The following is a 13,698-nucleotide window of genomic DNA, read 5'->3' on the forward strand; positions in this document are numbered from 1 at the left end:
CCCCTTTTTCTCGGGGCGGCCGCTGCGCCTGAATTTCGGTGACCGTCGCTGCGTTCCGGTGAGGAGCACCGCGTCGGTGGAGTGGCTTCTATGCGGGAGCTCCCGACCCGTCAACACCGTTTTGCAATTTTGTGTCGTTTGGCGTGGAACCGATCCAGAAACCAGCAGGAAACCGCCATTCTTGCGTGCCCATGGCGGCGGCTCACATGACCATTTTATGACCTATGTGAGCCGAATCACCCCGAATCATCCCCGAATCAGGGGCTAGAACCGACGAATCAGGCTCAAGAGAGCCGATCGATCGCCTTTTGCGGCTCGGTGAACCAGCGCGGGCCCGACTCAGCCATGTAGAAATGGTCCTCGAGGCGGATGCCGAAGCGATCGGGCACCACGATCATCGGCTCGTTCGAGAAGCACATGCCCGTGTCGAGCGGCGTCCTGTCCCCCCGCACCAGATAGGCCGGCTCGTGGATCGACAGGCCGATGCCGTGGCCGGTGCGATGCGGCAGACCCGGCAAGCGATAGTCGGGGCCAAGCCCTGCCCTTTCGAGGATGGTGCGCGCTGCCGCGTCGACCTGCTCGCAAGGGACGCCTAGCTGCGCCGCATCGAACGCCGCCGCCTGGGCTTCCTTCTCCAGCGACCAGATCGCCTGCTCCTCGTCGGAGACGCGGCCGAAGGCATAGGTGCGGGTGATGTCCGAATGATACCCCTCCACCGTGCAGCCGGTGTCGATCAGTACCAGCTGGCCCTCCTCCAGCGCCTGTTCGCCGGGCAGGCCATGGGGGAAGGCGGTCGCGTGGCCGAACTGGACGATGCAGAAGCTCGATCCCGCGGCGCCGAGCGCACGATGGGCCTGGTCGATGAAGCGCTTCACCGCGCCAGTGGTGATGCCGGGCGCCAGGATGCGCGCAGCGGCGTGGTGGACCGCCAGCGTCATATTCTTGGCCTGCTGCATCAGCGCGATCTCGGCGGGGGACTTGCGCATGCGGCAGCCGTCGATCGCCGGGGCGCCGTCGACCAGGGTGACGCTCGGCGCGGCGCGGCGGAGGCGCTCGGCCATCTGGAAGGGAAGCGCGGGGTCGATCGCCAGCGTGGTGACGCCGCCCAGTGCGTCGGCCAGCAGCGCGAAGGGATCCTCGTCCTCCTCCCACAGCCGCATGTCCGCGTCATAGGCCATGTCGGCGGTGAGCGAGCCAAGTTCGAAGCGCGGGCAGAGCATGATCGGCTCGCCGCGGAGCGGCAGCAGCATCGCGACCAGCCGCTCGGTCGCCCCCCAGGGGACGCCGGCGAAATAGCGCAGCGACATGCCGGCATTCACCAGCAGCGCCTGCGCGCCCATCGCTTCCATACGCTCGCGCACGCGCGCGAGGCGGTCGCGGCGCTCGGCAAGGGCGATGGCCGGCGCGCGATCGGCCCAGGGGGCGAGCGCGGCGAGTTCGGTTTCCGCGGTGGATCCGCCGATGGTCATGGAGAGACGTCCTTATGCGTGGAAGCGTTGAAGATCGAAGGGGGCGAGGTCGTCCCCCCTACCCTCGGCCAGCGCGGCGACGCGTTCGCCGGTGATCGCCGCGAGGGTGAGGCCGAGATGCTGGTGGCCGAAGGCATAGAGAAGGTTGCCCGCCTTGCGGCTGCGGCCGATCGCCGGGAGATAATCGGGCAGCGTCGGGCGCGCGCCGCTCCAGCGGGTGAAGGGCGGGCGCAGCGGCAGTCCGAGCGCGGTGATGTGCGCCTCGAGCCGCTCCCATTTCGCCGGATCCGGCGGCGTGTCGATGCCGGCGAACTCGACGAAGCTCGCCGCCTGCACGCAGCCAGCATAGCGGGTGACGATCATCGAGCGGTCCTCGAACACCAGGGGCGGCAGATCGGCAGGCCAGTCGCGATCGGTGGCGCGGAGATGATAGCCGCGCTCGGCGATAATCGGCACGCGGTGGCCGAGCGGGGCCAGCACCCGGCCCGAGGCGACGCCGGCGGCGACCAGCAGCTGGTCCGCATCGGGCACCGCCACCCCGTCGATCGCCAGCCGTGCCTCGCCGCCGGCAAGACTGAGCGTCGCGCGGCCCGAGAGGATCGTGCCGCCTGCCGCGACCAGTGCCGCTCGCAGCGCGTGGTCGAGCACGCCGAGATCGCTGATCTGCGCGGTGTTGGTGAAGCGGATCGCGCCGGCCATCGCCCTGCCCGGCAGCTGGAGCAGTTCGGCGGGGGTGGCGTCGCGGAAGGCGGCGGTGCCGATGTCCGCCGACGCCCAGGCGCGCCGCCCCGCCTCGACCGATGCAGGGCTGCTCCAGGCGACGATATGGCCCTGGTCACGCAAAAGATCAGGGGTGTCGAGGCTGGCGCTCAGCCGCTGCCAGGCGGGCATCGCCTCGGCGAGCAGGCCCCCCAGCGTCGCTTGCCCCCGCGCAAACACGCTCGGGCGCGCCGCGCCGAGCAGCCGCAGTCCGAAGGGCAGCCAGTGCCGCCAGGCCGAGGGCGGGAGCGACACCGCACCCCCTGCCCCGAAGCGCCGCCGCGGCAGGCTGCGCACCGTCGCCCAGGAGGCGAGCGGTGCCACCTGCTCGATCGCGATATGCCCGGCATTGCCCCAGGAGGCGGCGCGTCGATCGGGATCGGCATCGACCAGCCGCACCGACCAGCCGGACCGCGCCAGGGCGATCGCGCTCGACAGCCCGACAACGCCCCCGCCGATCACTAGGATATTGCGCTGCATCAACTTCGCCTTGCCGATTTTGGGGTACAGGTATACTGTATTTGTACGTTTCGCCTGCCACAAGCCGCGCCCTCAGGACGGGGAAATCCTGGCGCCGACGGCGGGTATTCCAGGGAAAGACCGAGCACATGAGTATCGTCGTCCGCACGCTGTCGGAACAGATCTTCACGATCGTCCGCGAGCAGATCGTTTCCGGCAAGCTGCCGGTGGAGCAGGCGATCCGCCAGGATGCGCTGGCCAACCAACTGGGCGTAAGCAAGATCCCGCTGCGCGAGGCGCTGGCGCGGCTGGAGCAGGAAGGACTGCTCGTCGGCCAGGCGAACCGCGGCTATTTCGTCCGCGCGATGTCGTCGGGGGAGGCGGAGGAGATCTTCGCGCTGCGCCTCGCCATCGAGCCCGATGCCGTCGCCGCCGGCGCGCTTTCCGCAACCGACGCCGATCGCACCGCTGCGCGCGAGGCGCTGGCTGCGCTCGACCTGGCCGCCAACGACCATCTCGACGAAGTCGCCGCGCGCAACCGCGAGTTCCACATCGCGATGGTCCGCCCCGGCGGGCGGCTGCTCACCACCCAGCTGGTCGAGCGCTTGCAGATCCTCGCCGAACGCTATGTCCACAAGCATCTCGAACCCGCCGGGCGCGAGGATCGCGCGCATCTGGAACATGCCGAACTGATGGCCGCGTGGGAAAGCGGCGATGCCGATCGCACCCGGGCGCTGGCCCGCGCGCATATCGAAGGCACCCTCACCGATCTCCGCCGCCAGCTGAACGGCTGAGCCCTCAGCCGCGCGCCAGCACGCTGCGCGCGCGGCCATAGAGGAAGTAGACGGCGAGCCCCGCGACGTTCCAAATCAGGAAGCGCACCAGCGTCTTCTCGGGAAGCGAGAAGAGCAAATAAAGGCAGCCGAGCACCGCCAGCGTGCCGACCAGATAAGGTTGCGGGCAGCGGAAGATACGCGGCGCGTCGGGCGCGCGGCGGCGGAGCAGCATCATGCAGACGCCGACCGCGATGAACGCGATCAGCGTGCCGGCATTGGCCAGTTCGGCAATCTCGTCGAGCCGCAGGAATCCCGCAACGGCGGCGACGAACAGCCCGGTGATGCCGGTCACCAGCACCGGCGCACCGGTGCGCGGCGAAACCTTGGCGAGGCTGCGCGGCAGCAGCCCGTCGCGCGCCATCACGAAGAAGATGCGGCTCTGCCCATACATCATCACCAGGATCACCGAGGGCAGCGCAACCAGCGCGGCCGCCGCGATCGCCCAGGCGGCAAAGGGATGGCCGAGCGTGCGCAGCACCAGCGCCAGTGGCTCGGGCGAGTTGCCGAGCGCGGTGTAGGACATTGCCCCCACCGCCGCGACGGCGACGAGGATGTAGATGGTGGTGCACAAGGCCATCGATCCGACGATGCCGATGGTCAGGTCGCGGCCCGGCTTCTTGGCTTCCTCGGCCGAGGTGGCGACGGCGTCGAAGCCGTAAAAGGCGAAGAACACGATCGCGGCGGCGGCCATCACGCCGCGGGTGCTCGCGCCGTCGGCGTGGCTGGCGAAACCATAGGGCATGAAGGGGTGGAAGTTCGCCGCATCGAAGCCGGGCAATGCGAGGGCCACGAACACCGCAAGCGCGACCAGCTTGATCACAACCAGCACGATGTTGAGCGTCGCGCTCTCGCGGGTGCCGAGCATCAGCATGCCGGCGATCGCGAAGGAGACGAGCACCGCCGGCAGGTTGACGATGCCGCCGGCATGCGGCCCCTGGAGCAGCACCGCGGGCAAATGGATCCCCGCCGATTGCAGCCAGCCGACCAGATAGCCCGACCAGCCCACCGCCACCGCCGAGCAGGCCAGCGAATATTCGAGGATCAGGCTCCAGCCGACCACCCAGGCGATCGTCTCGCCCAGCACCGAATAGCTATAGGTATAGGCGCTGCCCGCCGCCGGGATCATCGTCGCAAGCTCGGCATAGGCGAGCGCGGCGCAGGCGCAGACCGCACCGGCGATGACGAAGGCGAGGATCACCGCGGGCCCTGCCCGCTCGGCGCCGACGCCGGTCAGCGTGTAGATGCCGGTGCCGACGATCGCGCCGACGCCGAGCGCGATCAGGTGCGGCCAGGAAAGCGTGGGGCGCAGCCGATGCGCGCTAGGAGCCGTGCTGCGTTCGATCGGCTTGATCGGTCCCCAAAATCCCATGCAACCCCCGATATTTTCGTTGTTTGGTTCAGACGACCGAGAAGCCGGCCCAGAAGGGGTCCTCGCGTTCGATCCAGATGGTGTTGAAGCCGGTCGCGATCGCCGAGCCTTGGATCGAGGGGATGATTCCGGGACGATCGCCCACCATCACCGCTTCCTCGACCCGGCCGATGAACCGGCTGCCGATATAGCTTTCATGGACAAAGCGGTCGCCGACGCCGAGGCGCCCCTGCTGCTCCAGATGCGCGAGCCGCGCCGAGGTGCCGGTGCCGCACGGGCTGCGATCGATCGCGCGCTCGCCGTAGAAGACGGCGTTGCGGCCATCGGCCCCCTCGCCCTTGGGCTTGTCGGCCCAGAGGACATGGCTCACCCCGCGGATGCGGTCGTCGAGCGGATGCACCGGCTCCACCTTGTCGCGCACCAGCTCGCGGATGGTGCGGCTGAGCTCGACGATGCGCGACGCGCCGAGATCGTCGAGGCCGGTATAGGGCCCCTGCGGCTCGATGATCGCGTAATAGTTGCCGCCATAGGAGACGTCGATACGGAGCGGGCCAAAGCCCGGCACCTCGATCTCGATACCGCGCGCGGCGACATAGGCGGGCACGTTGCGGATGCGCACCCAGCGCACCCGATCGTCCGTCATTGCGTAGGTGATGTCGATCACCCCCGCCGGCACTTCGATGCGCAGCTGGCCGGGCGTGCGGGGGGTGATCAGGCCGTGTTCGAGCCCGAAGGTGACCATCCCGATCGTGCCGTGCCCGCACATCGGCAGGCAGCCCGAGGTCTCGATGAACAGGATGCCGCAATCGGCGTCGTCACGGGTGGGCGGGTAGAGGAACCCGCCCGACATCATGTCATGCCCGCGCGGCTCGAAGCAGAGGCCGGTGCGGATCCAGTCGAACCGCTCGAGAAAGTCCGCGCGCCGCGCCAGCATGTCGCCCCCGCGGAGCAGCGGTGCGCCGCCCGCGACCAGCCGCACCGGGTTTCCCGCGGTGTGGCCGTCGATGCAGAAGAAGGTGTGGCGCATGGGTATCCTCAGGCCGCCTTTGCGGCGCGCTGGCTCGGGCGGGTGGCGGCGGCTTCCTCGACCCAGGCGATCACCTGGGCGCGGCGGGCACCCGAGAGCGGCAGGCGGGGCATGCGGACGCGCTCGCTGCCGCGGCCCATGATCTGCTCGGCAAGCTTGATCGACTGGACCAGGTCGTGCTCGGCATCGAGGTGGAGCAGCGGCATGAACCAGCGGTAGATGGCGCGGGCTTCGTCGTAACGGCCTTCGTTGAACGCCGCGATCAGCCGCACCGACTCTTCGGGGAAGGCGCTGGTCAGGCCCGAGACCCAGCCCGAGGCGCCGAGGAACATGCCTTCGAGCGCGACATCGTCGAGCCCCGCCATCAGCGTGTAGCGATCGCCATAGCGGTTGAAGAGATCGGTGAAGCGGCGCGGATCGGGCGCACTTTCCTTGACCGCCACGATGTTCTTCACATCGGTGAGCCGATCCAGCGTCGCGGTGTCGATCGACACGCGATAGGCCGGCGGGTTGTTGTAGAGCATGATCGGCAGCGAGGTCGCCTCGGCCACCGCGCGGAAATGGGCTTCGAGCTCTTCGGCGGTCGGCACATAGACCATCGCCGGCAGCAGCATCAGCGCGTCGACACCGATCTTCTCGGCATCGCGGGCGTACTGGATCGCGCGCGCGGTGGTGAATTCGGAGACGCCGGCGACCAGCGGCACCCGGCCGCCCACCGCCTCGACGCCGGCCTGGAGCACGACGCGCTTCTCGTCCGCCTCAAGCGAGTTGTTCTCGCCGCAGGTGCCGAGCAGGATAAGGCCGTCGACGCCATCATCGACCAGCGCGGTCTGCGTGCGCTGGGTGGCATCGAGGTCGATCGAGAGATCCTCGGCGAACTGAGTCGTCGCCGCGGGATAGACGCCGGTCCAGAGCGTCTTGGCTGCAGTCATAAGAACACGATCCTCCGCTGGGTTGGCGATTTCGTATACCGTATGCGGCAAATGCGCAAGGCTGCTATGCACCAACGCATATTTTCCCAAATCCCGAAAGGGGTAACCGCGCGCAGCAACGAAGCGTTACGATATCGTATAATTTATTTGACTGAATTCTGCTTCTCATGTTGCATATGCGCGACTCAAAAAACGGGGTGCGCGGGATATGCGTAATTTTCTTACAATTCGAACGGGAGCGGCGCTCAGTGCGCTCGCCATGGCACTGGTTTCCAGCGCGGCGTACGCGCAGCAGGCAGAAGGCAACACGGCGGGGGCCGACAGCGATCGTGCGGAAATCACCGTAACCGGCACACGCATCCGCCGCCCCGACCTGGAGAGCAACAGCCCGCTGACCAGCGTCGATGCGCAAGAAGTACGCTACCAGGGCGCGGTCAATGCCGAGACGATGCTGGCGCGGCTGCCGCAGTTTACCGCCGACGGCAACGAGAATGTCTCCAACGGCTCGGACGGCTCGGCGCAGATCAACCTGCGCAACCTCGGCTCCAACCGGGTGCTGACGCTGATCAACGGCCAGCGCATCCTCTCCTCGCAGGCGACGGACATCAACTTCGTGCCGACCGCGCTGATCGAGCGGGTGGATGTCGTCACCGGCGGTGCCTCGGCGGTCTATGGCTCGGACGCGATGTCGGGCGTGGTCAACTTCATCCTGCGCGACCATCTCGACGGGCTGCGGCTCGATGCGCAGACCAGCGTCGCGCAGCACACCAACGACAATGCCTATGTCCGCGGCCTGGTCTCGGACAAGGGCTATCAGCTGGCGCCGCGCAACGTGTTCGACGGGGCCAAGCAGGACATCAACGGCGCGTTCGGCAAGAATTTCGCCGACGGACGCGGCAACGTCACCGTCTATGGCGGCTATCGCCACACCGATCCGGTGCTGCAGGCGACGCGCGACTATTCGTCCTGCGCGCTCAACGCCAACGGCCCCAGCGCGCTGGTCTGTGGCGGCTCGAGCAACACCACCTACGGCACCTTCGCGCCGCTGGACGGGCCGAGCAAGGACCTGGGCTACCTCACCAACGCGCGCGACGGCTCGAAGAGTTGGGTGCCGTACAACGACAGCTACGCGTACAACTACTCGCCGACCAACTACATCCAGCGTTCGGACGAGCGCTACACCGCCGGCGGCAGCGCCTCGTTCGAGATCGCGCCGGTGGCCAAGGTCTATGGCAGCTTCATGTGGATGAAGGACCATACCTTCTCGCAGGTCGCGCCCTCGGCACTGTTCCTCGGCACCACCTTCACCCTGCCCTGCAACAATCCGCTGATGAGCGCGGGCCAGCAAACCGCCTTGTGCGGCCCCGCCGCCGGCACGTCGTCGACGATCGACACGCTGATCGGCTACCGCCTCAACGGCGCCTATTCGCGCCGCGACGATCTGCGCCACCAGGACTATCGCTATAACGGCGGCGTGAAGGGCGATATCGGCCACGGTTTCAGCTACGATGTCAGCTATTTGTACGCGCTGTCGCGCTACAACGAGACCTATCTCAACAACGTAGACAACGTGAAGGCGCAGCGCGCGCTGGACGTGGTGTCGGTCAACGGCACGCCGACCTGCCGCTCGAAGATCGACGGCTCCGATCCGGTCTGCGTGCCGATCGACATCTTCCGCGCCGACGGCATCACCACCGATCAGGCGCGCTACCTGTTCAGCCCGTCGAGCACCGCCGCGCGCAACACGCTCGAGGTCTTCTCGGGCTCCATGAACGGCGACCTTGGCACCTTCGGCATCCAGAGCCCCTGGGCGACGCGCGGTGCGGGTCTCGCGGTCGGCCTGGAGCGCCGCCGCGAGACGCTCAACTTCACCGCCGACGAGGTCGCCAAGCAGGGCGGCAGCGCCGATGCCGACGGCTCGATCACCGTCAACGAAGCCTATGGCGAGCTCGAGCTGCCGCTGATCGCCGACAAGCCCTTCTTCCACGACCTGACCGTGAACGGCGGCCTGCGTTATTCGGACTATACCAACCGCCAGGGTTCGACCGCGACCGAATCGCACTACAAGGCCTGGACCTACAAGGCCGAGCTGACCTGGTCGCCAGTCGATGGCGCCCGCTTCCGCGCCAGCTACAACCGCGCGATCCGCGCGCCCAATATCAGCGAGCTGTTCGGCGCGCGCGGCATCGGCAACGTCTCGCTGACCGATCCCTGCGCCGGCGCGACGCCTGACGCGTCGCTCGCGGCCTGCAAGCTGACCGGCGTGAGCGATGCGCAGTACGGCCACATCATCCAGTGCCCGGCAGAGACCTGCAGCCAATCCTATGGCGGCAATCCGGCGGTAAAGCCCGAGGTGGGCGACACCTACACCTTCGGGGTGGTGCTGACGCCCAAGCAGCTGCGCGGCTTCTCGCTCTCGGTCGATTACTACCACATCAAGGTGAACGGCTATATCAGCTCGATCGCGCCGTCACTGGTGGTCAGCCAGTGCACCAGCACAGGCGATCCCTATTATTGCGGGCTGTTCCACCGCGATCCGCGCTCGGGCGCGCTGTTCGGCACCAACGGCTATGTCGTCGGCAGCACGCTCAATACCGGCTATCTGCTCACCTCGGGCATCGACGTGGCGGCGGCCTATGCGACGCGGATCGGCAATCTCGGCAAACTGGACGCCAACATCGTCGGGACCTGGCTGGAACAGCAGGTGCAGGAGCCGCTGCCCGGCCTCGGCAGCTATGACTGCAAGGGTTATTATGGCTATAGCTGCGGCCAGCCCAACCCGACCTGGCGGCATGTCGCGCGCCTGACCTGGACCGTGCCCGGCGAGAAGGCGACGCTGTCGCTCGCCTGGCGCCACTTCGCCAAGACGGCGCTGTCGACCTCCTCGTCGAACGAATTCCTCAAGAAGGCCGGTCCGATCAGCATCATCAACGCCACGATCCCGGCAACCGAGTATTTCGACCTCGCCGCGACCGTGGTGCCCGCCAAGCAGCTGCAGTTCCGCATGGGTATCAACAACCTGACCGACAAGGCGCCGCCGGCGATCGCCTCGGGCGTGTTGGCCAGCTTCGGCAACGGCAACACCTATCCGGGCGTCTATGATCCGATGGGCCGCACGCTGTTCGTCGGTGCGACGCTGACCTTCTGAGCTCTCCTCGGGGCCGGTGTTCCTCCACCGGCCCCACCCCTGCCTTCTGGAACGGCCGCCCTGCCTGCTCGTTAGCGGTAGCTCGCTCGTTCCAAAGGCTTTTCCCGCATGGCTTCTTCCCGCGATCCCGTTGCCCGCGCGATCGCGCCCGCCAAGACCGCCCCTGCCCTCGCGACCGGCGAGACCGCCGCACTATTGGCCGAGGCGCTGGCCTCGGACGACCTGTTCTTCGCTGCCGCCGACGAACCCCGCGCCATCGCGGTCGCGCGGGCACTGGCCGCACTGGCCCCCGAGGCCTGCGTGGTATTCTGCCCCGGCAGCGACGCACTGCCCGGCGATGCCGCCCCCGCCTCCCCCGCCAATGTCGGCGAACGCGTCGCGGCGCTGCGCCGCTTGCGCCTCGCCCAGGCCGGGGAGACGCGGTCGCGGATCGCCTGCATCACCACCGGCGAGGCGCTCGCCCGCCTCTACCCGCCGCCGAATGCCTTTGAAGCCGCCCCACCGCGGATCGCCACCGGCGCGCCCCTCGACCTGACCGCGCTGTTCGAGACGCTGGTCGAGGCGGGCTATGTCGAGGATGAACGCGTTGACGAGCCCGGTGAAGTTGCGCTGCGCGGCCAAGTGCTCGACGTCTACCCCGCCGACGCCGAGGAACCGCGCAGGATCGAAGTCGCCGACGGCGTGGTGCTCTCGCTGCGCAGCTATGATCCCGGCACCCAGCGCACCACCGGCGACTGCGAGGCGCAGGAGCTGGGCCGCGTGTCGGAACCGCCGCTCGGCAAGGATGCCGTGCCGCTCACCGCGCATCTGCCCGGTGCCCTGCTGGCGATCGAGCCCGCGGCGGAGGATCGCCGCAAGCGATTCCTCGCGCTCGCCGCCGACTCGCAGCGTCGCCGGCCGAGCCGCGCGCTGCGAGACGTGCTGGACGACAAACAATGGCAGACGGCGGCGAAGGACCATCCGGCGCTCGCGCTTGCCGCCGCCGGCGACCCGCCGCCCCGCTTCATCGAGGGGCGTGCGCCGCTGCGCGCCTTTGCCCGGGTGGCCCGCGACGCACTCTCGGCGGAAGACTGGGTCGTCGTGCTGGGCAGCGCCCGCGACCTGCGCTTCCTGCGCAGCCGCATCGCGGGCGTGCTGAAGACCGAATTGCACGACGTGCCGAGCTGGGCCGCGCTGCAGGGCGCGCCGAAGGGAACCGTCGCATTGCTGGAGGCGCCCGTCGACCGTGGCTTCCGCCGCGACGGCATCCTCGCCATTGCCGCCGCCGACCTGCTCGGCAGCCGAGCAGAGCGCGACACCGCGCAGACCGGCGCCGCCGACCCTACGCTGTTCGGCCAGACCGAGATCCGTCTGGGCGACCTCGTCGTCCACGAGGATCATGGCATCGCCGAAGTCACCGGCCTCGCGCCGATGCCGGGCGAGACCGAGGCCGGCGGCGACGCTATAGCCCTCACCTATGCCGATGGCGGCGTGAGGCTGGTGCCGGTGGCCGAGGCCGATCGGCTGTGGCGCTATGGCGGCGATGCCGATGCGGTGGCGCTCGACAAGCTCGACGGCTCCAGCTGGCAGAAGCGGCGGGGCGCGATCGATCTCGCCATTGCCGAGACCGCGCGGGGGATGATCGCACTCGCAGAAGAACGCATGAAGTTAACCGCTCCGGTTCTTTCCCCCGATGCGGCTGCATATGAGCGGTTCGTCGCCGGCTTCGCCTATACCGAAACGCGCGACCAGGCCCGCGCGATCGATGCCGTGCGCAGCGATCTTGCGGCAGGCACGCCGATGGACCGTCTGGTGATCGGCGATGTCGGCTTCGGCAAGACCGAAGTCGCGCTGCGTGCGGCCGCCCTCGCGGCGCTCGCCGGGCATCAGGTCGCGGTCGCCGCCCCTACGACCGTGCTGGCCCGCCAGCATCTCGAGACCTTCACCGAGCGTTTTGAGGGCACCGGCATCGAAGCCGCCGGCCTCTCCCGGCTGTCCAGCGCGGCCGAGAAGAAGCGGGTCAAGGCGGGGCTCGCCGACGGTTCGATCCAGGTGGTGATCGGCACCGGCGCGGTCGCCGGCAAGGGCGTGGCCTATGCCAAGCTCGCGCTGGTCATCATCGACGAGGAGCAGCGTTTCGGCGCCGCGGACAAGGCCAAGCTGCGCGCGCTCGGCGCGGGGCATGTGTTGACACTCAGCGCCACGCCGATTCCCCGCACGCTGCAGGCCGCACTCGTGGGCATCCAGCATCTCTCGGTGATCGCAACGCCCCCTGCCCGCCGCCAGCCAATCCGCACCGCCGTGGGCGTGTTCGACGAGGCCATGGTGCGCGCAGCGCTGCTCCGCGAACGCAGCCGAGGCGGTCAGAGCTTCGTCGTCGTGCCGCGGATCGAGGATATGGCGCCGCTCGCCGCCAAGATCGCGCGGCTGGTGCCCGAACTCGAACTGCTGCAGGCCCATGGCAAGATGCCCGCGGCCGAGATCGACGAGGCTATGGTGCGCTTCGGTCGCGGCGACGGCGACGTGCTGCTGGCGACCAACATCATCGAGGCGGGGCTCGACGTGCCGCGCGCCAACACCATGATACTCTACCGCGCCGATCGCTTCGGGCTCAGCCAGCTCCACCAGCTGCGCGGCCGGGTGGGGCGCGGCAGCCGGCGCGGCCAGGTGCTGCTGCTCACCGAACCGGACAAGCCGATCGGCGCCCGCACCCTCAAGCGGCTCCGCACGCTGGAGGCGTTCGATCGGCTCGGTGCCGGCTTCGCGATCAGCGCACAGGATCTCGACATGCGCGGCGCCGGCGACCTGCTCGGCGAGGCACAGGCCGGGCACATGAAGCTGATCGGCGTCGACCTGTACCAGCATCTCCTTGAGGCCGCGCTGCGCACTGCACGCGGCGAGACGGTGGAACGCTGGACGCCCGAGCTGCATCTGGGCCTGCAGGGCGGCCTCCCCGATACGTGGATCCCAGACGAGGAGCTGCGCGTCGGCTTCTACGTCCGCCTCGCCCGCGCCGAGGACGGACCCGCCATCGACGCACTGGAAGCGGAGCTGGAAGACCGTTTCGGTGCCCTCCCCGAGGCGGCCACGACCTTGCTCGCGATCGCCCGTGTCCGCGCGCAGGCACTGGCGCTGCGGATTGCGCGGATCGATGCCGGCCCGGCTGCGATCGCCTTCACCCCGCGCGCCGATTTCGCCGGCGATGCGAAGGCGGCCGGCCTCACCGCCAAGGGCGACCGGTTGCTGCTCGCCGAGCGGATCGACGATCCCGCCGTGCGGCTCGCCCGGATCGAAACGCAGCTGGAGGCGATGGCGGGCGATTGACGCATTGTGCTGCCCCCTCCCCCGGCCTAGGCTGGCCGAAGAAAACAAAAACCGGAGAGGAATGGCGCCATGATTCTGCCCGTTCTGCTGCTGATGCTCCAGACCGCCCCGGCGTTCAACGCCGAGGAGGAGATCATCGTCGTCTCGCGCCAGTTGCGCATGATCAAGGTCGACCTGAAGACCGACAAGCGCGAGGACGGCCTGCATCTGCGCAGTTGCCGCATCCTGCGCGGCTCGGGGCACAGCGACCTCGATGCGATCCCCTGCGGCGTTGCCGAGCAATGCGTCGCCGACGGCGTGCCCTCGCGGCGCCTGCTGAAGGACTGTGTCGAGGATCGCTCGACCAGCCGGATCAACCTGGTGCTGGCCTCGCGGCGGATGGCGCGCGCCGACTGA

At 68.6% G+C, this 13,698-nt stretch carries 9 protein-coding genes; 4 read left to right on the forward strand and 5 right to left on the reverse strand.

Translation table 11 applies throughout. The features are described 5' to 3' along the window. Positions 1-284: 284 nt before the first annotated feature. Both ABIC35_RS21200 and ABIC35_RS21205 read right to left on the reverse strand, forming a co-directional pair. Positions 285-1,469, reverse strand: coding sequence for a M24 family metallopeptidase (locus ABIC35_RS21200; protein ID WP_121080054.1), 1,185 nt, complete (start codon positions 1,467-1,469; stop codon positions 285-287). 12 nt (positions 1,470-1,481) lie between these two features. After that, the gene (locus ABIC35_RS21205; protein ID WP_121080055.1) at positions 1,482-2,708 is read right to left on the reverse strand and encodes an NAD(P)/FAD-dependent oxidoreductase; all 1,227 of its coding nucleotides are present in this window, start codon (positions 2,706-2,708) and stop codon (positions 1,482-1,484) included. Between the two features lie 128 nt (positions 2,709-2,836). Here ABIC35_RS21205 and ABIC35_RS21210 point away from each other — a divergent pair, with 128 nt between their 5' ends. Beyond that, positions 2,837-3,481: a GntR family transcriptional regulator gene (locus tag ABIC35_RS21210; protein WP_121080057.1), complete on the forward strand. Its 645-nt coding sequence runs from the start codon at positions 2,837-2,839 to the stop codon at positions 3,479-3,481. Positions 3,482-3,485: 4 nt separating this feature from the next. Here the strand turns inward: ABIC35_RS21210 and ABIC35_RS21215 are convergent, their stop codons facing one another. Genes ABIC35_RS21215 through ABIC35_RS21225 form a run of 3 tightly spaced genes read right to left on the reverse strand, consistent with a single transcriptional unit; the run spans position 3,486 to position 6,851 of the window. Then, positions 3,486-4,892 carry an amino acid permease gene (locus tag ABIC35_RS21215; RefSeq protein ID WP_121080059.1) on the reverse strand — a complete coding sequence of 469 codons (1,407 nt, stop codon included), beginning with the start codon at positions 4,890-4,892 and terminating at the stop codon, positions 3,486-3,488. A gap of 28 nt (positions 4,893-4,920) precedes the next feature. Further along, a complete protein-coding gene (locus ABIC35_RS21220) occupies positions 4,921-5,919 on the reverse strand; it encodes a 4-hydroxyproline epimerase (protein WP_121080061.1) in 999 nt (332 codons plus the stop codon). An 8-nt stretch (positions 5,920-5,927) separates the two neighbouring features. Then, a complete protein-coding gene (locus ABIC35_RS21225; protein WP_121080063.1) occupies positions 5,928-6,851 on the reverse strand; it encodes a dihydrodipicolinate synthase family protein in 924 nt (307 codons plus the stop codon). 259 nt (positions 6,852-7,110) lie between these two features. Here ABIC35_RS21225 and ABIC35_RS21230 point away from each other — a divergent pair, with 259 nt between their 5' ends. The 3 genes from ABIC35_RS21230 to ABIC35_RS21240 all read left to right on the forward strand — a co-directional run bounded on the left by ABIC35_RS21230 (position 7,111) and on the right by ABIC35_RS21240 (position 13,698). Continuing rightward, a complete protein-coding gene (locus ABIC35_RS21230) occupies positions 7,111-9,999 on the forward strand; it encodes a TonB-dependent receptor domain-containing protein (RefSeq protein ID WP_183049531.1) in 2,889 nt (962 codons plus the stop codon). 108 nt (positions 10,000-10,107) lie between these two features. Then, on the forward strand, positions 10,108-13,302 hold the full coding sequence (locus tag ABIC35_RS21235) for a helicase-related protein (protein WP_121080065.1): 3,195 nt from the start codon (positions 10,108-10,110) through the stop codon (positions 13,300-13,302). A gap of 69 nt (positions 13,303-13,371) precedes the next feature. Continuing rightward, complete coding sequence (locus ABIC35_RS21240) at positions 13,372-13,698, forward strand: hypothetical protein (protein ID WP_121080067.1); 327 nt, start codon at positions 13,372-13,374, stop codon at positions 13,696-13,698.

Origin of the sequence: Sphingomonas trueperi, from assembly GCF_040545965.1 — a bacterium.
GTDB classification, from domain to species: Bacteria; Pseudomonadota; Alphaproteobacteria; order Sphingomonadales; family Sphingomonadaceae; genus Sphingomonas; species Sphingomonas trueperi_C.